Source organism: Streptomyces sp. NPDC054813 (assembly GCF_053611365.1).
This window is the reverse complement of the sequence record NZ_JBSHAF010000004.1, coordinates 314,385-336,889: the sequence shown is the minus strand read 5'-3', so window position 1 is coordinate 336,889 and position 22,505 is coordinate 314,385. Positions and strand designations below refer to the sequence as shown.

16 protein-coding genes, 2 tRNA genes and 2 pseudogenes are annotated in these 22,505 nt (G+C 69.2%); 16 read left to right on the top strand and 4 right to left on the bottom strand.

The window, feature by feature from the left end; genetic code table 11:
- Positions 1-22 precede the first annotated feature (22 nt).
- Complete coding sequence (locus tag ACWGJB_RS10005; RefSeq protein WP_453379698.1) at positions 23-1,186, top strand: PP2C family protein-serine/threonine phosphatase; 1,164 nt, start codon at positions 23-25, stop codon at positions 1,184-1,186.
- 219 nt (positions 1,187-1,405) lie between these two features.
- Entirely contained in the window at positions 1,406-1,858 is a 453-nt protein-coding gene (locus ACWGJB_RS10000; RefSeq protein ID WP_453379697.1) for an HD domain-containing protein, read from the top strand.
- A 6-nt stretch (positions 1,859-1,864) separates the two neighbouring features.
- Here ACWGJB_RS10000 and ACWGJB_RS09995 read toward each other — a convergent pair whose 3' ends face one another.
- Positions 1,865-2,995 (bottom strand): acyltransferase family protein, encoded by a 1,131-nt coding sequence (locus ACWGJB_RS09995; protein WP_453379696.1) that lies wholly within the window; start codon positions 2,993-2,995, stop codon positions 1,865-1,867.
- 462 nt (positions 2,996-3,457) lie between these two features.
- On the opposite strand from ACWGJB_RS09995, the gene ACWGJB_RS09990 reads away from it, so the two are divergent.
- From ACWGJB_RS09990 to ACWGJB_RS09980, 3 genes are all read left to right on the top strand, one after another.
- Positions 3,458-3,652: a hypothetical protein gene (locus ACWGJB_RS09990; protein WP_360483848.1), complete on the top strand. Its 195-nt coding sequence runs from the start codon at positions 3,458-3,460 to the stop codon at positions 3,650-3,652.
- A 997-nt stretch (positions 3,653-4,649) separates the two neighbouring features.
- Complete coding sequence (locus tag ACWGJB_RS09985; protein ID WP_453379695.1) at positions 4,650-5,171, top strand: hypothetical protein; 522 nt, start codon at positions 4,650-4,652, stop codon at positions 5,169-5,171.
- A 220-nt stretch (positions 5,172-5,391) separates the two neighbouring features.
- On the top strand, positions 5,392-5,613 hold the full coding sequence (locus ACWGJB_RS09980) for a hypothetical protein (RefSeq protein ID WP_453379859.1): 222 nt from the start codon (positions 5,392-5,394) through the stop codon (positions 5,611-5,613).
- Positions 5,614-6,021: 408 nt separating this feature from the next.
- Here the strand turns inward: ACWGJB_RS09980 and pknB are convergent.
- A pseudogene (gene pknB / locus ACWGJB_RS09975) lies at positions 6,022-7,119 on the bottom strand (Stk1 family PASTA domain-containing Ser/Thr kinase); the annotation flags it as partial.
- 643 nt (positions 7,120-7,762) lie between these two features.
- Here pknB and ACWGJB_RS09970 point away from each other — a divergent pair.
- The 3 genes and pseudogenes from ACWGJB_RS09970 to ACWGJB_RS09960 form a co-directional block, all read left to right on the top strand.
- A pseudogene (locus ACWGJB_RS09970) lies at positions 7,763-8,044 on the top strand (replication initiator); the annotation flags it as partial.
- The gene (locus ACWGJB_RS09965) at positions 8,037-8,249 is read left to right on the top strand and encodes an excisionase family DNA-binding protein (protein WP_453379694.1); all 213 of its coding nucleotides are present in this window, start codon (positions 8,037-8,039) and stop codon (positions 8,247-8,249) included. The pseudogene ACWGJB_RS09970 and the gene ACWGJB_RS09965, both read left to right, overlap by 8 nt.
- On the top strand, positions 8,249-9,394 hold the full coding sequence (locus tag ACWGJB_RS09960; protein WP_453379693.1) for a tyrosine-type recombinase/integrase: 1,146 nt from the start codon (positions 8,249-8,251) through the stop codon (positions 9,392-9,394). The genes ACWGJB_RS09965 and ACWGJB_RS09960 overlap by 1 nt, the downstream gene beginning before the upstream one ends.
- A gap of 68 nt (positions 9,395-9,462) precedes the next feature.
- On the opposite strand, the gene ACWGJB_RS09955 is transcribed toward ACWGJB_RS09960, so the two are convergent.
- Positions 9,463-9,536 (bottom strand) — tRNA-Gly (locus ACWGJB_RS09955).
- 163 nt (positions 9,537-9,699) lie between these two features.
- Between ACWGJB_RS09955 and ACWGJB_RS09950 the strand changes: the two genes are divergently transcribed.
- The 5 genes from ACWGJB_RS09950 to clpX all read left to right on the top strand — a co-directional run bounded on the left by ACWGJB_RS09950 (position 9,700) and on the right by clpX (position 14,540).
- A tRNA-Pro gene (locus tag ACWGJB_RS09950) sits at positions 9,700-9,776 on the top strand.
- Between the two features lie 187 nt (positions 9,777-9,963).
- Positions 9,964-11,352, top strand: coding sequence for a trigger factor (tig, locus tag ACWGJB_RS09945; RefSeq protein WP_453379692.1), 1,389 nt, complete (start codon positions 9,964-9,966; stop codon positions 11,350-11,352).
- Positions 11,353-11,722: 370 nt separating this feature from the next.
- Positions 11,723-12,331, top strand: a complete 609-nt coding sequence (locus ACWGJB_RS09940; RefSeq protein ID WP_453379858.1) for an ATP-dependent Clp protease proteolytic subunit — start codon at positions 11,723-11,725, stop codon at positions 12,329-12,331.
- A 67-nt stretch (positions 12,332-12,398) separates the two neighbouring features.
- Positions 12,399-13,064, top strand: a complete 666-nt coding sequence (locus ACWGJB_RS09935) for an ATP-dependent Clp protease proteolytic subunit (protein ID WP_365800683.1) — start codon at positions 12,399-12,401, stop codon at positions 13,062-13,064.
- Positions 13,065-13,253: 189 nt separating this feature from the next.
- Complete coding sequence (gene clpX, locus ACWGJB_RS09930) at positions 13,254-14,540, top strand: ATP-dependent Clp protease ATP-binding subunit ClpX (RefSeq protein ID WP_351691081.1); 1,287 nt, start codon at positions 13,254-13,256, stop codon at positions 14,538-14,540.
- 67 nt (positions 14,541-14,607) lie between these two features.
- Here clpX and ACWGJB_RS09925 read toward each other — a convergent pair whose 3' ends face one another.
- Entirely contained in the window at positions 14,608-15,564 is a 957-nt protein-coding gene (locus tag ACWGJB_RS09925; RefSeq protein ID WP_453379691.1) for a hypothetical protein, read from the bottom strand.
- Positions 15,565-15,700: 136 nt separating this feature from the next.
- On the opposite strand from ACWGJB_RS09925, the gene ACWGJB_RS09920 reads away from it, so the two are divergent.
- The 3 genes from ACWGJB_RS09920 to folC all read left to right on the top strand — a co-directional run bounded on the left by ACWGJB_RS09920 (position 15,701) and on the right by folC (position 22,503).
- Positions 15,701-18,331, top strand: a complete 2,631-nt coding sequence (locus ACWGJB_RS09920; RefSeq protein WP_453379690.1) for a valine--tRNA ligase — start codon at positions 15,701-15,703, stop codon at positions 18,329-18,331.
- A 166-nt stretch (positions 18,332-18,497) separates the two neighbouring features.
- A complete protein-coding gene (locus ACWGJB_RS09915; protein WP_453379689.1) occupies positions 18,498-20,942 on the top strand; it encodes a SpoIIE family protein phosphatase in 2,445 nt (814 codons plus the stop codon).
- Between the two features lie 46 nt (positions 20,943-20,988).
- Positions 20,989-22,503 (top strand): bifunctional tetrahydrofolate synthase/dihydrofolate synthase, encoded by a 1,515-nt coding sequence (gene folC / locus ACWGJB_RS09910; protein WP_453379688.1) that lies wholly within the window; start codon positions 20,989-20,991, stop codon positions 22,501-22,503.
- Positions 22,504-22,505: the final 2 nt, after the last annotated feature.

Below are 22,505 nucleotides of genomic sequence, written 5' to 3'. Positions count from 1 at the left end.
CGATGGATAGGGTCCCGAACTAATGGCAGTAGACCGAGAGCGGCGCGGAAAGGCCGAGACGCTTACGGCCCGGTGGAAGATGCAGTGGCACCGGGTCCGCGTCGGGCTGCGCAGAAGCGCCGTGGACTACTTCCGCGGCGACGGTTCCGACTGGATCGCGCTCGCCGGCCTCCTGCTGACCGTCCCGGTGCTGGCGGCCATGACCCTCGCCAATTCGGTGTGGTTCTCCCCGGCCTCCCTGGTCCTGCCGATCATCGCGGGCGGCCTGCTGCTGCGCCCGGCGAGCCTGCTCGGCCTGTACGCGGCGGGGGCCACGGCACTGATCGTGGAGTCGGTACGGCTCGGCCCCTACACGGAGGGTCCCTCCCGGGTCACCCCGGGCGTGGTCCTCGTCGTCGCCGCCTGCGGCTTCTTCGGCCTGCTCACCGCCCAGTTCCGCAGCCGGGTCGGCGTGCCCTGGCGGCGCGGCGGCACCATGCTCTTCGACCTGCGCGAACGCATCCGGGTGCAGAGCAAGCTGCCGAAGCTGCCGCCGGGCTGGCACCGCGAGATGGCGCTGCGGCCGGCCGGCGGCCAGTCCTTCTCCGGCGACTTCGTGGTCGCGGCCCGCACGAACAACGGGCGCACGATGGAGGTCGTCCTCACGGACGTCTCCGGCAAGGGCATGGACGCGGCGTCCCGCGCCCTGCTGCTGTCCGGCGCGTTCGGCGGCCTCCTGGGGTCCCTGCCCCCGCACGCCTTCCTCACCGCCGCCAACGGATACCTCCTCCGCCAGGACTGGGACGAGGGCTTCGCCACCTCGATCCACCTGGTCCTCGACCTGGACTCCGGCGACTACGAGCTCTACTCCGCCGGCCACCCCCCGGGCCTGCAGCTCAGCGCGGGCAGCGGCCGCTGGGAGGAGAAGGCCGCGGAAGGGCCGCTCCTGGGTGTCTACGACGGCGCGCAGTTCGACTCGGTCAAGGGCTCGCTGCGCCCGGGTGACGTCCTGATGCTCTTCACGGACGGCCTGGTGGAGACGTCGGACCGGGACATCGTGGAGGGCATCGACCGCCTCACGGGAGAGGCCGACCGCTATGTCGCCGGCGGCTTCCACGGGGCGGCGTGGCACCTGATCGAGGCGGTGGCGAGGGACGTGAACGACGACCGGGCGCTGCTGCTGATCTGCCGGGAGGCGGCGCGGTGAGGTAGCCGCCGCGAGGGTGGGCTGCGGGCGGGTGGCCGGCTGCGGGCCGGTGGGGGCTGGTCGCGCCCCTTCAGGGCGCTGCAGCTGCGGGCAGGCGTGCCTCCCCCAGTGCCTCAAGGGCCTGGGAGGTGCCCCCAGGCGGCACGGGTGGGCGCAGCGGCACCCGGCAAGCGCCGGTAAGCGTCCCCACCCCCACCCCCGCCACGGGATACTCGCACCGTGACCCCGACCCCGCTGTCCCTCCCCGAAGTAGAGGCGCTCGCCCGAGCCGCGCACGCCGCGCAGACCGACAAGGCCGGCCGCCCCTACGCCGAGCACCTCGCCGCCGTCGCCGAAGGCGTCCGCGTCCGCGGCGGTGACCCGGAGCAGATCGCCGCCGCCTGGCTGCACGACGCCGTCGAGGACCACGCCCTCACGGCGGACCGGCTGGCGGCGGCCCCCCTCACCGCCCGCACCAGGGCCATCGTCCTCGCCGTCACCAAACACCCCGGCGAACCCCCCGAGGCGTACGCCCGCCGCATCCTGGACACCCCGGGCGCGCTCCTCGTCAAACAGGCCGACCTCGCGCACAACGCCGACCCGGGCCGGCTCGCCGTACTCGACGAGGACACCCGGAAACGGCTGACCGAGAAGTACGCCCGGATGCGCGCCCTCCTCGGTCTGCCCGCGTAGGCGGAATCACACGTTGGCCTTCTCCCGGGTTTCCCGGCCTTCCTGGCTCTGCCGCCCCCGCGCCAGTTCCGCCGCGTCCTGCCGGAACGCCCAGGCCATCCTCGGCTCCATGGCGAACCGGAACACCCGCCGGACGGGCCCGGAGCACAGCAGGGTGACAACGGCGCCGGCGAGTGCGGTGACGAGGATCTCGCCGAGCGGGCGGTGCAGCCACCGCGGGTCGAACCAGCCCGCGTGGTCGGCGTACTTCACGACGAAACCGTGCAGCAGATAGCCGTACAGCGTGCCCGCGCCCAGTGTCGTGAACCACATCCGCCGGCCCGGTACCCAGGACAGGAAGCCGGCCGTCAGCACCATCGAGCAGCCGAACATCGCGAGCACCATCACCGGCCCGCACCACCACGGCACACCCAGTTCCTGCGCGGCGTCGCGGTGGTAGAACCACGCGGTGTTCATCCGCGGCACCGACCACCAGGAGAACGCCAGCGCGACCGCGAACACCGGTACCGCGGCGATCCGCACCGGCCACCGGCGTACCAGCCGGAAGTGCTCGGGCCGCAGGCACAGGCCGAGCACGAAGTACGGCAGGAACTGCAGGACCCGCTGGAGGTCCAGGTCGTCACCGATGGTGGGGGACACGGACGCCAGCATCGCGATGACGAAGGCGACGGGCAGCGGGTGGCGGACCGCCCGCCAGATCGGCGTGGTCAGCCGCCAGACGAACAGCGCGCACAGGAACCAGGTCAGGTACCAGGGGTCGAGCAGGCTGATGTCCTGGCCGGGGGAGTGGTCGATGTACCGCTCGAACAGCGAATAGGCGGTCTCGAACAGGACGTACGGCACGACGACCCCGGTGACCAGCCGCTTCAGCCGGTCCGGGCGCATGTCGAAATTCCGGGAGAAGTAGCCGGAGATGATGATGAACGCCGGCATGTGGAAGGCGTACACGACGCAGTACAGCGCCTCCAGGACGCGGCTGTCGCCCTTCAGCGGCTCCCAGGAGTGACCCATCGCGACGAGCACGATCGCCAGGTACTTGGCGTTGTCGAAGAACGCGTCGCGCTGTCTGTCCGCCGGCGGCCGGGCCGGGGGACGCGGTGCTGGGTTCTGGCCGGGGGACGTGGCGGCGGCAAACATCTGAGGCACCCTAGCGTCGCCTGTGGGATTTCGTAAAACCACCGACGCGAATGCTGGATATCTTCCGTGATCACTTGTGAACCGCCGGTCTAATTACCCGGGTCGACTCCTATACCCATGCGGTTTCATGGGGCACTTACACCCGCGATGTCCCTATTCATCCTGACTAATTGGTGCATAACGCCTGCGTGTGGCCCCGCCTTGTGATACCTGTGTCAACAATTCGAATTGGCTGCGCGGGCGTTGTGTGGACACCGAAACCAAGTCGGCCAATTGCCTTGGATCTACGGCCGGGTGGGGCGTCGAATTACTGTGCGGGCGGGGGCCGGTGGGCGGTGGGTTGTCGACGTTGTGTCACGGGCCGCATAGTGCGGCCGGGTTGGTGGCACGATGGTTCTGGCGGGGGTGCGGGGTCGTACCCCCGGGCCGGGAGAGCGGAACCGACCGAGGGCGTGATCAGTTGTGGCCATTTCACTGTCTGTGGTGCTGCTGTTGGCGATCATCCTGGTAGTGCTGATCAGAGGGGGGAACATCAAGGCCGGCCCCGCGATAGTCGCCGTCCTCTTCGGCTTCTTCCTCGCGTCGACCGGGATGGCCCCCTCGATCCAGCGCTTCCTCGACTCGATAGCGCAGACCATCAACTCGATCAACTTCTGACCGCGCGAGCGCGAGCGCGCGCGGGCGCGCGCCCGCGCGCGACGGAGCGCGATCCGTGGATGCGATCCGTGGGCGAAGAGTACGAGACGTAGATTCCGTACGCCCTGTACGGCGTCCGCTCCGTCCGTACGCCCTGTACGGCGTCCGCTCCGTCATCCGCACGTCAGCGTCTCGCCAGCTCAGCCCGGATCCACGTACGCGATCTTCCAAACTGGCTACGCGGGCTCGATTCCCGTCGCCCGCTCTGCGCGTCCGGGGCCGGGTCGCCGCTCGCCGGACACGCCGACCGCAAGGTTCTCGCGTCGCTCGCCGACGTTCCCCGTGGCTCCCCGCCGGTCGCCGCTCGATCGGGCACGCAGCGGGCATGGCGGCCGACCGCCCTCGTGCTGCGATCGATGTCTCAGGCTACTCGGGGACGCACATCATGCGATGAGCCGGCACGACGGGCTCACCCGGGAGCGGATCGACTCCACGGACCCGTACGGCGACGATGTCCGTGGCGATGGGGGATCGGGCCGGAAGCTTCGTCAAACGCCACCGGAAGGGCTCTGGGACGTCCTTGGCGGGCAACTCCACCGTGGCGAGGCTGACCCACCGGTCGTAGTTCGTGGGACATACCTGAACGATTGCTCCGCATGTGGGGCAAATGGGTGGCTCGATCCATGACACGTCGTCCGGGTCAGGATCGGGTCGCGGGGCAGCCGTGGCCCCGTCGACTTTGGCCATCTCGTTGGCGATGGTGTTCCAGCAGACATCGCAGAGCCTGGCCATGAGGTCGATGCGCCCTCGATCGCGCACGGTGGAGCTTGCGTCACCGCAGCGATCACATACGAACTGGTATCGATCGGATAAACCCCCCATGTGTTCAAGTGTGGTTGATTCCGACCGGATTTAAGTAGGTCCTGATTCGGACTCGTTCAGCGGTTGCATCAGGCGCTCTCGGCTCAGCGTGCACGCCCGTTGCGGACTGGAATGGTGGTCAAGCGGGGAGGAACCGATGACCATCCACGGGTCGCATGGGGGCGGGCGTATGGGCGCAGACACGGTCACCGCAGTTGCAGCCACAGTCATAGCGCTCGGCTCGCTCTGGGTCAGCTACACGCAGACCAGGGACAGCAGGCGGCACAGTCGCCAGTCAGTGAGGCCCGCGCTCCAGATGCGTCGCGTCAAGCACTACAAGGGCACTGAAGCCGGGCTCAACGTTGTCAATGGCGGTCTCGGTCCGGCCGTCATAACGTCATCGGTGGTCTCGTTGGATGGGGCGGTCATCGGGGAGTGGAACTACCGCACGCAGCAACTCTTAGCGGAGTCGCTTCCAACGGAACCTAAGGCACACTCCATGCGCTCGGGGGCCCTAATGCTGCCAGGGCAATCCACCTGGCTGCTGAGGCTGGATGAGTTCAGCAACGACCAGCATGACTGGTTCTGGGATCTCATCACGAGACGCCTCGTGATCGAGATCCACTACGAATCCCTCTACGGGGGTGAGGACTTTAGCGTGACAGCGCCGGTGCTTTGAGAGGTCCGCTGCCTGCCCTCAGGCGCGCTCAGTAGCCGAAGAAGTGAAGGGTCGATTCTCTGACCTGCGGCCGTGTAATCGATCAACGCTGCGACCTGCGGCTTAGCTGTCGACGGTTGTCAGCGTTGGTCGTCGTTGAGCGCCCTCGCACGGCCCAGGGACGGCCCGAGGGCGCGTGCTCTGGGGATGGGATGATCTCTCCGGAGGGGTGCGAGTGAACATGCTTGAACTGATGGAGTGGCTGGCCGACCGCGGAGTCACGACCGTGTTCAAGGTCGACGGTGACCGCATGGTTGAGCACAGGAAGGCGTGGATGGTCATCGTCAGTGGTGGGCCGCTTGGCGAGGACTCGTTCTTCCGTGCTGACCTGGCTACCGCAGACGCATGCCTCGACTCGCTGCTCGCTCACCTGGAGAGCAAGGGCCTGTCGCCGTTCGCGTGATGAGGGTGTCCCGTGCGGTCGTTGCTGCCGCTCGATGCGAACTACGGACAGGGCGGTCGCTGAGGTCTGCAGCGCTGCTCGCCCGTGTGGGTGCGGTCACTGATGACCGGCTGCGGTCGCGGTGATTGCTGTACTTCGCTGCTGTACAGCCGGGGTCCGGTGGGGACTACTCAGGACGCCGATCGCGCGCCACGCTCGTACGGCCACCCCGCGAGCCGCCTCTTACTCCCACCGGTTCGGCATCCGCGTCGGGCACCCCCGGGGCACCTGTTGTCGGGACGGCTCGACTCTACGAGGCTTTGTGATTGATGAGCCTCATCTTTATCAGATCCGACTGTGTGCGCCGCTGTTGGTGTCAGGCGTTGGTGTCAGCTCCAACCAACGACCAGACTAAAACTGCTTGCCCAACCACTTGCCGATGAGGATCGCGCTGACCAGCAGCAGCACACCGGCCACGACCAGCAGGATCGTCGACGTGTTGTTGTTCTTCTTCTGCCGGCGGCGGTCCGGGCGCTCGTCGTAGCCGAAGCCGCCGTCGTAGCGGTTCATCGGCGGCAGCATCGTGGTCGCGCCGGCGCTGGAGTCCGTGCGCAGAGCCGTCGTCGGCTGATCGTCGGGGTAGCCGCCGTAGCCGACCGAGCCCATGGCCGCTGTGGCGGCGACCGGCTGGCCGTCGAGGCAGGCCTCGATGTCGGAACGCATCTCGTCGGCGGACTGGTAGCGGTAGTCCGGGTCCTTGACCAGCGCCCGCATCACGATCGAGTCCATCTCGGGCGTGATCTCGGGGTTGAAGACGCTCGGCGGCTGCGGCTCCTCGCGGACGTGCTGGTAGGCCACCGCGACCGGGGAGTCGCCCACGAAGGGCGGGCGGACTGTCAGCAGCTCGTAGAGGAGGCAGCCGGTCGAGTAGAGGTCCGAGCGCGCGTCGACCTGCTCGCCCTTCGCCTGCTCCGGGGAGAGGTACTGGGCGGTGCCGATGACTGCGGCCGTCTGCGTCATCGTCATGCCGGAGTCGCCCATGGCACGGGCGATGCCGAAGTCCATGACCTTGACCTGGCCGTTGCGCGTCAGCATGATGTTCGCGGGCTTGATGTCGCGGTGGACGATGCCGGCGCGGTGAGAGTACTCCAGGCCCTGGAGGATGCCGATGGTCATCTCCATGGACCGCTCCGGCAGCAGCTTGCGGCCGCTGTGAAGAAGCTTGCGGAACGTCGACCCGTCGACGTACTCCATCACGATGTACGGGATCGAGACCCCGTCGATGTGGTCCTCGCCCGTGTCGTGCACCGCGACGATCGTGGGATGGTTGAGCGAGGCGGCCGACTGGGCCTCCCGGCGAAACCGGGCCTGGAAGGACGGATCGCGTGCGAGGTCCGCGCGCAGCGTCTTCACCGCCACGGAGCGGCCGAGCCTGGTGTCGTGCGCCAGGTAGACCTCGGCCATGCCGCCACGGCCGAGCACATGGCCCAGCTCGTACCGGCCGCCGAGGCGACGCGGCTCTTCCATAGCTTTCCTACCAGCCCTCTCCGTCGGTCCCGACCACACCCGCGTGTGGTCCGGCGGTGTGCTGTTCGGGCATACGGTACCCGGCTCGCTGTGCGGGGTCGCGGCGGATGGCGTTGATGCCGAGGTATTTGGATCTAGACCGGCACTCAGTCGTACACCCTTGTTTCAGGTCGCCCGAAGCCGAACGTCGCAGTCAGACCTGATTAGGCATCAGTGATCCTGCAGCCTCAGGGCGGTGCGCCTAGCGGAGCGCCCGCGACGGGCTCGGCCACAGCGCGGCAGCAGCCAGCTCCCCCTCAGCCGATTTCTCTGGGGTGGTCCGCTCACGCTCCCGCATCCGTGACGGTGGCGGTACGGCGCTCGGCCCCGCCGGCCTTTTCCGCCCGGCGACATCGCCTGGCCCGGACGCCGCCCCTCCCGCTGCTGGCCTGATCGACAGCACTGCCGCTATGGCCGCAGAAGGCCGCGCTCGTGTCACGTAAGCCGCTCAGCGATGCCGCCGTGTCCGCCTTCCGGGCTGTGCAGGCTTTCTCGTGCTTGCCCGCTGCACGCAGCGCGCCGCCGGGCGCGGCCAGCCGGGGCGGAGACAGGAGGCAGGCCGCGCCGTCGAGGCGGCGCGCGCCCGCGCCATGCGCGGGCCTTGACTAAGTCCCGCCGCTACTCAACAACCTTGGGTGCCCCGGGACAGGTCCGCGCCGACTACCGCGCGCAGCAGCAACGCCGCTCCCTCGGCCTGCCCGACTTCGACGACGAGACCGAGACCACCACGCTCACGCTCGCCCACTGGGCCTACGCGGGCCACGGCCACACCCCCGGCGAATCCTGGCTCGCCGCCAACATCCGCCGGGAGATCCGACTCAACCGCGAAACGGCCCGCGAAGCCCTGCAAGACCTGCGCCAGGAAGGAGAACACGACCATGCATGACCGGTACCTCAGCGTTGACCAGGTCGCCGCGATCCTGGGTACGACCGTGCGCTTCCCCCGGCGCCTGATCGAGGAACGGCGCATCACGTACGTCAAGGTCGGACGCCACGTCCGCATCCCTGAGAGCGCTGTGCGCGAGTTCATCGACGCCAACACCGTGCCGTCTCGCCGGCGTGGCTCCCTGCTTCGGGGGGTGGCTGCCTGATGACTGGCAAGCGTCGACAGGTCGGCCGTGTCCGCAAGCTCCCGTCCGGCCGCTACCAGGCCCGGTATCGGGGTCTGGACGGGGCCGACCATCCAGCACCGGACACCTTCCGCACGAAGCGCGACGCTGACGACTGGTTGGCGGACATGCAGTCCCAGCTTCGGCAGGGCGATTGGCGCGACCCCGACGCCGGAAAGGTGGCGTTCGGCGACTACGCGGCGGCATGGGTGAAGGAGCGTCCGTTGGCGCCCCGAACCGCTGAGCCGTACGCATCGCTGCTCCGGATCCACCTGGCGCCCACCTTCGGTTCGATGGCGATCGCGGACATCACGCCGGCCGCCGTGCGCACCTGGCGGAGGGCGCGCCTCGATGACGGCGTGGGTCCGTCAACGGTCGCCAAGGCGTATGCCCTGCTGCGCACGATCATGGGCACGGCCGTTGAAGACGATCTGATCCGCCGCAACCCGTGCCAGATCAAGAACGGCGGCACGGTGGTCACCCCGGAGCGGCCCACGGCGAGCATCCCCGAGGTGTTTGCGGTCGCCGACCGGATTCAGCCTTGTTACAAGGCGTTGGTCCTGCTCGCTGCGTTCTGCGGGCTGCGCTGGGGCGAGCTGGTCGCTCTGCATCGATCGGACATTGATCTGGAACACGGGATGATCAGGGTGCGCGGTGCCATCTCGGAGTTGACCAGCGGTAAGAGGGTTTACAAGGCACCGAAGAGCGCGGCCGGCAAGCGGCTGGTGGCGGTCCCTGCCTCGGTGCTGCCGTTCGTCGTCACCCATATGAACGTCTACGCGGAAAGCAGTACTGCCGGCCGAGTGTTTGTCGGAGCAAAGAAGGCCACGCCACGCCGGAACCACTTCAACCGGCTGTGGCACAAGGCCTGCGCCGAAGCCGGGGTCGAGGGGCTGAGGTTCCATGATCTCCGGCACACGGGTAACACGCCGGCCTCTCGGACGAACGCCAGTACTAAAGAGCTGATGACCCGCCTCGGCCACAGCACGGCCCGCGCGGCACTGATCTACCAGCACGCCGACTACGAGCGCGAGCGCGAGATCGCCGGCGCCGTTGACGACATGATCGTGAAGGCGTTCAAGCGCGGTTCCGGTCGGAACGGGCACGTGGGGGGCACGGAGGGCTGATCTGCCCTTGATCGACTCAGGCCCAGGCGGGTAGTAAATTTACTACCTGACCTGGGCCTGAGCCATTTTGGAGCGGGCGACGGGAATCGAACCCGCGTAGCCAGTTTGGAAGACTGGGGCTCTACCATTGAGCTACGCCCGCACAACACGCGCCGCAGGTCCCTGACCGCGGCACAGAAGGCATCGTAGCGGGTCGTCCACCGCGTAGGCCAACGTGTTGGTCTGCACGGATGTGATGCCGACGCGGGTGAACAAAGCGGCCGCCGCGGGCGGCCCGGGCATGTACCCTACGTGTCGCACCGAAACGGGGTGTGGCGCAGCTTGGTAGCGCGTCCGCTTTGGGAGCGGAAGGCCGTGGGTTCAAATCCCGCCACCCCGACCACTGAATGACGGCGTCCGTCTTGATCGCCTTTTGGGGCGCTGAGCGGCTGCGGTTACTATGCAAGCTGCGCGCCCGCGTGTCCCGGCCCCCACTCGGCGGCCTACGAACTCCTCCGGGCGGCGAAACTCCGCCGGTGCCTCTCTGGTCCCGGCAGAACCCAAGCAGTCAGCCACAAGGAGACCGAACCGTGAAGAGCGCCGTGGAGACCCTGAACCCGACCCGGGTTCGGCTCACTGTCGAGGTGCCCTTCGAGGAGCTCAAGGACAGCCTCGACGCGGCGTACAAGAAGATCAACCAGCAGGTCACGGTGAAGGGCTTCCGCAAGGGCAAGATCCCGGCCCGCGTCATCGACCAGCGGTTCGGCCGCGGTGCGGTGCTGGAGGAGGCCGTCAACGACGCGCTCCCGAAGTTCTACACCGAGGCGGTCAACGAGGCCGAGCTCAACCCGCTGGGCCAGCCCGAGGTCGACATCACGGAGCTGAAGGACGGCGAGACGCTGAACTTCACCGCCGAGGTCGACATCCGCCCCGCCCTGGAGATCCCGGACTACTCCGGTATCGAGGTCGAGGTCGACGCCGTCGAGGTGACGGACGAGGACATCGAGAAGTCCGTGGAGCAGCTCCGCGAGCGCTTCGCCTCCACCTCCCCGGTCGAGCGGGCCGCCGAGGACGGCGACGTCGTCACCATCGACCTGGAGGCCAAGGTCGACGGCGAGGTGCTCGAGGACGGCATCGCCGACGGCGTCTCCTACACCATCGGCTCCGGCGAGCTGCTGGACGGCATCGACGACGCCGTGAAGGGCCTGGAGGCCGGTGGCGAGGCCACCTTCACCTCCGAGCTCAAGGGCGGCTCCGCGGCCGGCCGCGAGGCCGAGGTCACCGTCAAGGTCACCCAGGTCGCCGCCCGCGAACTCCCCGAGCTGGACGACGAGTTCGCGCAGCTCGCCTCCGAGTTCGACACCCTGGACGAGCTGAAGGCCGACAGCCGCAAGCGTCTGGCCAACATGAAGACGTACGACCAGGCCACCCAGGCCCAGGAGCGCGTCCTGGAGAAGCTCCTGGAGCTCGTCGAGGTGCCCGTCCCCGAGAAGCTGCTCGAGGACGAGATCAACACCCGCAAGCACAACCTGGAGCACCACCAGCTCGGCCAGATGGGCCTCGACCTGGAGAAGTACCTCGAGATCCAGGGCAAGACCGCCGAGGAGTTCGAGGCCGAGACCAAGGAAGCCGCGGTCAAGGGCATCAAGACCCAGTTCGTCCTCGACGAGCTGGTCAAGGTCGAGAAGCTGAACGTCAACCAGGAGGAGCTCACCGAGCACCTCATGCGGCGCGCGGCCTCCTCCGGCATGTCCCCCGACCAGTTCGCCCAGGCCGTCGTCGAGGGCGGCCAGGTTCCGCTCCTGGTCGGCGAGGTCGCCCGCGGCAAGGCCCTGGCCGTCGTGGTCGAGGCCGCCACGGTGAAGGACACCAACGGCGAGCTCGTCGACCTGGACGACGAGGACGAGGACGAGACGGAGGCCCCCGAGGCCGCCGCCGAGTCCGCGGACGCCACGGACGAGGAGAAGTCCGAGGGCTGAGCCCACGGCGCCTCCAGCGACGTACAAGGGGCTCCTGGGCACTGCCCGGGGGCCCCTGCTCATTCGCGTGAGGCAGACCCACCCGAGGGGCGTGGGGCTGCCTACGTCAGCGGCTCCGCCGCGGGGCGCGACCAGCCACCACGCACCCGCAGGCGCCCGCCCACCGGCACAGTCACGGCAGGTTGACAGCGGCCCTTCTGCCGGAGGCACCCGCTCTACGCCCCCGGCGAACAGCCCTGTTACCGGGATTCCCCGAAGGGACCATCGCGTTAGGGTCCATGAGTACGAGGGCAGCCAAGCCCCCGGCTACGGAAACGTGAGACGGCCCGGCGCCGTCGTAAGACGAGCAGGTGGATACGTGACGAATCTGATGCCCTCCGCCGCCGGCGAGCCTTCCTTCGGTGGTGGCCTCGGCGACCAGGTCTACAACCGGCTGCTCGGCGAGCGGATCATCTTCCTGGGTCAGCAGGTGGACGACGACATCGCCAACAAGATCACCGCGCAGCTGCTGCTGCTCGCGGCCGATCCCGGCAGGGACATCTACCTCTACATCAACAGCCCCGGCGGCTCGGTGACGGCCGGCATGGCGATCTACGACACCATGCAGTACATCCCGAACGACGTGGTCACCATCGGCATGGGCATGGCGGCCTCGATGGGCCAGTTCCTGCTCACCGGCGGCACCTCCGGCAAGCGCTTCGCCCTGCCGCACACGGACATCATGATGCACCAGGGCTCCGCGGGCCTGGGCGGTACGGTCTCGGACATCAAGATCCAGGCCCAGTACCTGCTGCGCACCAAGAAGACCATGTCCGAGCTGACCGCCCTGCACTCCGGCCAGACCGTCGAGACGATCGTCCGCGACGGCGACCGCGACCGCTGGTTCACCCCGGAAGAGGCCAAGGAGTACGGTCTCATTGACGAGATCATCACGCATGCCTCCGGTGTTCCGGGAGGCGGCGGCACCGGCGCCTCCTGAGCCCGGCCACGCCACGCTCCGCCGAGACTCCAGCCCCCCGAACGCCACCAGGACGGTGAACACCCTCATGAGCAACTTCCCCGGCGCCGCCGACGCCCGTTACGACGGTCCCCGGCCCGACGCCCGCTATGTCATCCCGCGCTTCGTGGAGCGCACCTCCCAGGGCATTCGCGAGTACGACCCGTACGCGAAGCTCTTCGAGGAGCGCGTGATCTTCCTCGGCGTCCAGATCGACGACGCCTCCGCCAACGACGTCATGGCGCAGCTGCTGTGCCTGGAGTCGATGGACCCCGACCGGGACATCTCGATCTACATCAACAGCCCGGGCGGCGACATGACCGCCCTCACGGCGATCTACGACACGATGCAGTTCGTGAAGCCCGACATCCAGACGGTCTGCATGGGCCAGGCGGCCTCCGCCGCGGCCATCCTGCTGGCCGCCGGCACGCCCGGCAAGCGCATGGCGCTGCCGAACTCCCGTGTGCTGATCCACCAGCCGGCCGGTTCCACCGGCCGCGGGCAGCTCTCCGACCTGGAGATCATCGCCAACGAGTTCACGCGGATGCGTGAGCAGCTGGAGGACATGCTGGCCAAGCACTCCAACCGGCCGATCGAGCAGGTCCGCGAGGACATCGAGCGCGACAAGATCCTCACGGCCGAGGAAGCGCTGGAGTACGGCATCGTGGACCAGATCATCTCCACCCGGAAGATGAACAACGCTGACGTCCGCTGACAGAGGATGTAGTCTCTGCCGCCCTTGGCCCGGTTTGACTGCGGGCTCGGCAAGGTGCACGTCAAAGTGAACCGTGCCAAGGGGGGCCCGTACGGGGGGCCCGGCAAGGTACCGTCGACATAAGGCAGCACCAGGAGCCGCTGGATTCGAAAGAGTCCAGGCGTCTCCCAGGCGAAGGGGAAGCACACCGTGGCACGCATCGGTGACGGCGGCGATCTGCTCAAGTGCTCGTTCTGCGGCAAGAGCCAGAAGCAGGTCAAGAAGCTCATCGCAGGGCCCGGTGTGTACATCTGCGACGAGTGCATCGACCTCTGCAACGAGATCATCGAGGAGGAACTCGCCGAGACGAGCGAGGTGCGCTGGGAGGAACTCCCCAAGCCCCGCGAGATCTACGAGTTCCTGGAGGGCTACGTGGTCGGGCAGGAGCCCGCCAAGAAGGCCCTCTCGGTCGCGGTGTACAACCACTACAAGCGGGTCCAGGCGGGTGAGAACGGCGGCGGCCAAAGCCGCGAGGACGCCATCGAGTTGGCGAAGTCCAACATCCTGCTACTGGGCCCCACGGGCTCCGGCAAGACGCTCCTGGCGCAGACCCTGGCCCGCATGCTGAACGTCCCGTTCGCGATCGCCGACGCGACCGCGCTGACGGAGGCGGGCTATGTGGGCGAGGACGTCGAGAACATCCTCCTCAAGCTGATCCAGGCGGCCGACTACGACGTCAAGAAGGCCGAGACCGGGATCATCTACATCGACGAGATCGACAAGGTAGCCCGTAAGAGCGAAAATCCTTCGATCACGCGAGACGTCTCCGGCGAGGGTGTGCAGCAGGCCCTTCTCAAGATCCTCGAAGGCACCACGGCCTCCGTCCCGCCGCAGGGTGGCCGCAAACACCCGCACCAGGAGTTCATCCAGATCGACACGACGAACGTGCTGTTCATCGTGGGCGGTGCGTTCGCGGGCCTGGAGAAGATCATCGAGTCCCGGGCGGGCGCCAAGGGCATCGGCTTCGGCGCGACGATCCGCTCCAAGCGCGAGCTGCAGTCCAAGGACCAGTTCGAGGACGTCATGCCCGAGGACCTGGTGAAGTTCGGCATGATCCCCGAGTTCATCGGCCGGCTGCCCGTCATCACCTCGGTGCACAACCTGGACCGCGAGGCCCTGCTCCAGATCCTGATCGAGCCGCGCAACGCGCTGGTGAAGCAGTACCAGCGCCTCTTCGAACTCGACGGCGTGGAGCTGGACTTCGAGCGCGAGGCCCTGGAGGCCATCGCCGACCAGGCCATCCTCCGCCAGACCGGTGCGCGCGGCCTGCGCGCCATCATGGAGGAAGTCCTCATGTCCGTGATGTACGAGGTGCCGTCCCGCAAGGACGTGGCCCGCGTGGTCATCACGGCCGACGTCGTCCACTCCAACGTCAACCCGACCCTGATCCCGCGCGACGCGCGCGGCCGGGGCGCGGGCGAGCAGAAGTCGGCGTAACCACGTCAACACCGAAGCGCCGGGCCCTGCGAGGAGGGCCCGGCGCTTTCGCGTGGGTCGGCCGTGGCTACTTGGCGACGCGCACTTCACTCCGTACATCGGCCGCGATCTTCGCCGACTCGTCGATGCCGTACGTCTTCACCGCCGCGGTCGGCTCCACCATGCCGATGGTGCTGTAGTCCGCCCAGATACACAGGTAGGCCGTCTGGGCCTTGCCGGTGAGCTGGTTCTTGCCCTTCGCCTGCTGGCACTTCATCACCGCGCCGTCCAGCCCGTCGGGCGAGACGGACTGGGCATCGCCGACCAACTGCACGTCGTCGTCCGAGGTGCTGTCCTTCTTCATGTTGGCGAAGGTGGCATCCAGCGCGGCCTGCGGGTCCTTCACCGACCCGTACACGCCGAAGAGGGTGACGTTCTCGGCGGTCTGCGCCTTCGCCACGTCCGCCGGGTTGCTGGTGTCCAGGGACTCCAGGTCGACGGTCGAGTAGATCGCGGTGACCGAAGTGGCGTCGGTGACGCCGGACTTGGCGAGGTCCTCGGCGTCGCTCGAACTCGTCTTCTGCTCGCTGGAGTCGCCCACTCGCTTGTACTTGGCGGACAGGACCGAGGCCGGCGCGGTCAGCTTGTGCGGCCCGTCGTCCTTGAGCCCGCCGCTCCCGCCCCCGGCGAGCACGAAGTACGCGCCGACCGCGACGGCGGCGACCACCGCCACCGCGCCGATGACCAGCCCCGTCTTCTTCTTCCCACCGCCCGGAGCCGGCGGCTGCGGAACGCCGTAGGGCTGCTGGCCGTACGGGGGCTGGCCGTAGGGCGGCTGCTGCTGGCCGTACGGGTTCTGCTGCGGCGGGACGGGGGGAACGCCCTGGGGCGGGTAGCCGTAGCCCGGCTGCGGCGGGGCCTGCTGGGGGTAGCCGTAGCCGGGCTGGGGCGCCTGCGGCGGCTGGCCGTACGGACCCGGCTGCTGCCCGTACGGTCCCGGCTGCTGCGGCGGCCCTCCGTACGGGCCCGGCTGGTTGTAGCTCATCTCTGGGTTCCCCTCCAGATGCTTATGTGTTCCTGACATCCTGGCTCAGCCACAGGGGGCTCATGGCACGAGGGTGCTCACCGTTACAGAACAAACGCGTTTCGGGACTGCCCCGTGACACCTCTAAACTGAGCGCGTGACCGAGAACGCTCAGCAGCAGCCCACAGCGCCCAGCACCGAACTGCCGACCCAGTACGCGCCGGCCGACGTAGAGGGGCCGCTGTACGAGCGCTGGGTAGAGCGGGGTTACTTCGCGGCCGACGCCAAGAGCGACAAGCCCGCGTACACCATCGTCATCCCGCCGCCGAACGTCACCGGCTCCCTGCACCTGGGCCACGCCTTCCAGCACACGCTGATGGACGCGCTGACCCGCCGCAAGCGCATGCAGGGCTTCGAGTCGCTCTGGCTGCCCGGCATGGACCACGCCGGTATCGCCACCCAGAACAAGGTCGAGCAGCAGCTCGCCGAGGAGGGCAAGTCCCGCCAGGACCTCGGCCGCGAGGAGTTCGTCGAGCGCGTCTGGCAGTGGAAGGAAGAGTACGGCGGCAAGATCCTCGGCCAGATGCGCCGGCTCGGCGACGGCGTCGACTGGGACCGCGAGCGCTTCACCATGGACGAGGGCCTGTCCAAGGCCGTCCAGACCATCTTCAAGAAGCTCTACGAAGACGAGCTGATCTACCGCGCCGAGCGCATCATCAACTGGTGCCCCCGCTGTCTGACGGCCATCTCGGACATCGAGGTGGAGTACCAGGAGGACGACGGCGAGCTGGTCTCCATCAAGTACGGCGAGGGTGACGAGACCGTCGTCGTCGCCACCACGCGTGCGGAGACGATGCTCGGTGACACCGCCGTCGCCGTCCACCCGGACGACGAGCGGTACAAGCACCTGATCGGCAAGCGCATCAAGCTCCCGCTGACGGACCGTACGATCCCCGTCGTCGCCGACACGCACGTCGACCCGGAGTTCGGCACGGGTGCCGTCAAGGTCACCCCGGCCCACGACCCGAACGACTTCGCGATCGGCCAGCGGCACAACCTCGAGTCCATCACCGTGATGGACGAGCGGGCCGTCATCACGGTCCACGGTCCCTTCGCGGGCCTGGACCGCTTCGAAGCGCGTTCCGCGATCGTCGCGGCGCTGCGCTCGCAGGGCCGGATCGTCGCCGAGAAGCGGCCGTACGTCCACAGCGTCGGCCACTGCTCGCGCTGCAGCACGACCATCGAGCCGCGGCTGTCCATGCAGTGGTGGGTCAAGGTCGGCCCGCTGGCGAAGGCGGCCGGTGACGCGGTCCGCGACGGGCGGGTCAGGATCCACCCCGAGGACATGTCGAAGCGGTACTTCGACTGGGTCGACAACATGCACGACTGGTGCATCTCGCGCCAGCTGTGGTGGGGCCACCGGATCCCGGTCTGGTACGGCCCCGACGGCGAGGTCGTCTGCGTCGGCCCCGACGAGCAGCCGCCCGGCACCGAGGCGGAGGGCTGGAAGCAGGACACCGATGTCCTGGACACCTGGTTCTCCTCGGGCCTGTGGCCGTTCTCCACCCTCGGCTGGCCCGAACAGACCGCGGACCTGCGGAAGTTCTACCCGACCGACGTCCTGCTGACCGGCCACGACATCATCTTCTTCTGGGTCGCCCGGATGATGATGTTCGGTCTCTACGCGATGGACGGCGAGGTCCCCTTCCGCACCATCGCGCTGACCGGCCTGGTCCGTGACGAGCGCGGCAAGAAGATGTCGAAGTCCTTCGGCAACGTCGTCGACCCGCTGGACTGGATGGACAAGTACGGCTCCGACGCCGTCCGCTTCACCCTGGCCCGCGGCGCCAACCCGGGCACCGACGTCCCGATCGGCGAGGACTGGGTCCAGGCCTCCCGCAACTTCGCCAACAAGATCTGGAACGCGACCCGCTTCGCCCTGATGAACGGCGCGACCGTCCAGGGCCCGCTCCCGGACGCGTCCGAGATGTCGGCGACGGACCGCTGGATCCTGTCCCGCCTCAACAAGACGGTCGCCGAAGTCGACGCGTTCTACGACGACTTCCAGTTCGCGAAGCTGTCCGACGCCCTCTACCACTTCGCGTGGGACGAGGTCTTCGACTGGTACGTCGAGCTGTCGAAGACGACGTTCCAGGCGGGCGGCCGGGGCGCCGAGGTCTCCCAGCGGGTCCTCGGCGAGGTCCTCGACGTCACCCTGAAGCTGCTCCACCCGGTGGTCCCCTTCGTCACGGACACCCTGTGGACGACGCTGACCGGCGGCGAGTCGGTCGTCATCGCCGACTGGCCGTCCGACAGCGGCTTCCGCGACGACGCGGCCGAGCGGGAGATCGAGAGCCTCCAGTCCGTCATCACCGAGGTCCGCCGCTTCCGCGCCGACCAGGGCCTGCAGCCCGGCCAGCGGGTCCCGGCCCGCCTCACCCTCGACGGCACGGCGCTCGCCCCGCACGAGGCGGCCATCCGCCAGCTGCTGCGCCTCCAGCCGGAGGGCGACGCCTTCGCGGCCACGGCCACCCTCCCGGTCGCCGGCGCCACGGTCGCCCTCGACCTCTCCGGCACGATCGACGTGGCGGCGGAGCGCAAGCGCCTCGCCAAGGACCTCGCGGCCGCCGAGAAGGAGAAGGCCCAGGCGACGGCGAAGCTGGGCAACGAGGCGTTCCTGGCGAAGGCCCCGGACAACGTGGTGGACAAGATCCGCGGCCGGCTGGCCAAGGCGGACGAGGCCATCGCCCGCATCCAGACCCAGCTGGACCGCCTTCCGCAGGCCTGACCCGCACGTCCTGGCAGGCGTCCGGCAGCCCGTTCCCCGGGCCGCCGGGCGCCTGCGCGTATTTCCTCCGTCATCAAGCGCGGACCGGCCACCGCCCTACAATCCAAAAGTAGGAACATGACCTGAATTTTCCGTTTTGATGCTTCGTGGCGGAGGGAACGCCCGCATGCTGCGCAGGGGCCGAACGAAGACACCTCCGCACAGGGGGCTGGTTCCCCTGACGGCTGTCACGGGCGCCCTGCTCGCCGTGCTCATCGGCCTCGTCTTCCTGATGCTGCTGTGGGCGATCCAGGACGCGCGCGGCTCCCTGGTGACCGCCCGGGGCGGCCGGCCGGCCCTTACCCAGGCCCTGACCGTCGAGAAGGCCGTGGTCGACATGGAGGGCGGTCAGCTGAGCTACGTCATCACCCGGCAGGACGAGTTCCTCAAGCCGTGGCGGGCGGGACGGGCCGCGTTCCCCGTGCAGGCACAGCGGCTCGTGGACATGAGCCCCTCCCCCTCCCAGCGGCGGCTCGCCCGGCAGATCCGGGAGTCCGGGCAGTCCTTCATCGACGACTACTCGGTCCCGCTCGTCGACGCGGCCCGGCGCGGCGACCCCGATGCGGTCACCAGCGCACGCACGCGGGAGGGCAGACAGCTCGTCGAGGCGCTCCGCGGCCAGCTCAGCGACTACCTCGCCGACGAGCGCGTCGTCATCGACACGCAGGAGCACGCCCTTGAGCACCGGATGGACCGGCTGACCTTCGCGGCATCCATCGGTGTCGCCGGGGCGGTCCTGCTGATCGTCGGCTACGGGGCCTATGTGACCCGGGTGATCGTCTGGCCGGTGCGCAGGATGGCCGTCACCGCCACCCGGCTGGCCGCCGGTGACCTCAGCGCACGGGTGCCGCCCTCCGGCAGACGGGAGATCGGGCAGCTGGAGACGGCGTTCAACAGCATGGCCGCCTCCCTGGAGAAGAGCCACCGGCGGCTCAGGCTGCTCTACGACGCCGGTACGGCCGTGGGCAACACCCTCGATGTGCGGCGGACCGCCGACGAACTCGTCCGGGTCGCCGTCCCCCGCTTCGCCGACTACGTCACCGTCGACCTGGCGGCAGCCGTCCTGACCGGTGGGGAGCCCGCGAACGACGACGGCGCGGGCCTGCAGCGGGTCGCCCGGGGCGGCATCCGCGACGAGTCGCCGCTGGGCCCGGTCGGCGCACCGGCCGCGCCCTGCCGGGCCGTCCCCGGCACCGGCGCGGCCCTCCACTCCGACCTGCGCACCGCTCCGGCGGGGTGGGTCGCCGACACCCGGTGCGCGGACCGGCTGCTCGCCTTCGGCATGGGCTCGCTGATCACCGCGCCACTGTCGGCGCAGGGCGTCCAGATGGGGATGATCGCCTTCTGGCGGACCCGGGACTCCCCGCCGTTCGAGAAGGACGACCTGTCCGACGCCGAGGAACTGGCCGCGAAGACCGCGGCCGCCATCGACAACGCGCGGCGCTACACCCGGGAGCGCGAGACCGCGCTGGCCCTCCAGCACAGCCTGCTGCCGCACGACCTGCCCGAGCGGACGACCGTCGACGTCGCCTACCGCTACCTGCCGACCGGCACCCGGGCCGGAGTCGGCGGCGACTGGCTCGACGTGATCCCGCTGTCGGGGACCCGGGTGGCGCTGGTCGTCGGGGACGTCGTCGGCCACGGCATCCAGGCCTCGGCCACCATGGGCCGGCTGCGCACGGCGGTCCGCACCCTCGCCGACGTCGACCTGCCGCCCGAGGAACTCCTCACCCACCTCGACGACCTCGTTCTCCACCTCGACGACGGCGCCCTGGAACCGGCCGGAGAGGTGGGCTCGACCTGCCTGTACGCCGTCTACGACCCGATCTCGCGGCGCTGCTCCCTCGCCAGCGCGGGTCATCCGCTGCCCTTCGTGATCACCCCGCAGGGCGCGGTGGAGAAGGCCCCCGGCCAGGCCGGACCGCCCCTCGGGCTCGGCGGACTGCCGTTCGAGACGACCGAGCTGGACCTCGCCGGAGGCACCACCCTCGCGTTGTTCAGCAACGGCCTGGTGCACTCCCGCAACCTCGACCTGAGCCAGGGCCTCGAGCGGCTCCGCCGTGCGCTGGCGACGCCCGGGGAGTCGCTGGAGGCCACCTGCGACCACGTGGTGGCCGCGCTGCGCACCGGTGAACCCGCCGACGACGTCACCCTGCTGCTCGCCCGCACCCATGCCCTGCCCTGCGACCGGGTGGCCACCTGGGAGGTCCCCGCGGACGCCGAGCACGTCGCCCGGGCCCGGACCCTGACCACCGACCAGCTCGGCGCCTGGCAGTTGGAGGACCTGTCCTTCACCACCGAACTGGTGGTCAGCGAGCTGGTCACCAACGCCATCCGCTACGGCGGCTCCCCGATCCAGCTGCGGCTCATCCGGGACACCACGATGCTGATCTGCGAGGTCTCCGACGGCAGCAGCACCGCCCCCCACCTGCGGCGGGCCCGGGTCTTCGACGAGGGCGGCCGCGGCCTGCTGCTGGTCGCCCAGCTCACCCAGCGCTGGGGCACCCGGCAGACCGCCGCAGGCAAGACCATCTGGTGCGAACAGGCCCTGCCCCCGGCAGAACCCTCGTAGCCCTCCTGGGCCGCCGGGCCGGTGCCGGGCTCCGTAGACTGGTGCCGTGAGTGATCTGCCCCCGCGCGACCCCCATGACAGCTTCGACGAGAACTTCGACGACATCGTCGAGGCCGAGACGGAACGCGACCCCGATCTCGCGGTGATCGAGGCCGGCAGCCGGACCCTGCGTACCCAGGGCGGCCCGGCGCAGGCCGACGTCCCGGGCCGCCCCGAGGACCCCGACGTCGACCGGGCCCTGCGCGAGGTCGAGGCGGAGCTGGCCACCCGCTGGGGCGAGACCAAGCTGGAGCCGTCGGTCACCCGGATCACCGCCCTCATGGACGTCCTGGGCGACCCCCAGCGGTCGTACCCCTCGATCCACATCACCGGCACCAACGGCAAGACGTCCACCGCCCGCATGGTCGAGACCCTGCTCGGCGCCTTCGACCTGCGCACCGGCCGCTACACCAGCCCCCATGTGCAGTCGATCACCGAGCGCATCAGCCTCGACGGCGCCCCGATCGGCGCCGAGCGGTTCATCGAGACGTACCAGGACATCAAGCCGTACGTCGAGATGGTCGACTCCCGGCAGGAGTACCGGCTCTCCTTCTTCGAGGTGCTCACCGCCATGGCGTACGCGGCCTTCGCGGACGCCCCGGTCGACGTCGCCGTCGTCGAGGTCGGCATGGGCGGCTCCTGGGACGCCACCAACGTGATCGACGGTGACGTCGCCGTCGTCACCCCCATCGACCTCGACCACACCGACCGGCTCGGCGAGACCACCGCCGAGATCGCCGGCGAGAAGGCCGGGATCATCAAGCAGGACGCCACCGTGATCCTGGCCCAGCAGCCGGTGGACGCGGCCCAGGTGCTGCTGAAGAAGGCCGTCGAGGTGGACGCGACGGTGGCCCGGGAGGGCCTGGAGTTCGGCGTGGTCGCCCGCCAGGTCGCCGTCGGCGGCCAGCTGCTCACCCTGCGCGGCCTCGGCGGCGAGTACGACCAGGTCTTCCTCCCCCTGCACGGCCCCTACCAGGCCCACAACGCGGCCGTCGCGCTGGCCGCCGTGGAGGCGTTCTTCGGCGTCGGCTCCCAGCGCCCGGAGCCCCTCGCCATCGACACGGTCCGCAAGGCCTTCGCGGCGGTCACCTCGCCGGGCCGGCTCGAAGTCGTACGGCGCTCTCCCACCGTCGTCCTGGACGCCGCGCACAACCCGGCCGGCGCCCGCGCCACCGCCGAGGCGGTCGGCGAGGCCTTCGACTTCAGCCGGCTGATCGGCGTGGTCGGGGCGAGCGGCGACAAGAACGTCCAGGGTCTCCTGGAGGCCTTCGAGCCCATCTTCGCCGAGGTCGTGATCACCCAGAACTCCAGCCATCGCGCGATGGACACGGACGAACTGGCCGCGGTGGCCGTCGAGGTGTTCGGCGAGGACCGCGTCCAGGTCGAGCCGCGGCTGCCGGACGCCCTGGAGGCCGCGATCACGCTGGCCGAGGAGGAGGGCGAGTTCGCGGGCGCGGGGGTGCTGGTCACCGGCTCGGTCATCACGGTCGGCGAGGCACGGCTGCTGCTGGGGAGGGCCTGACC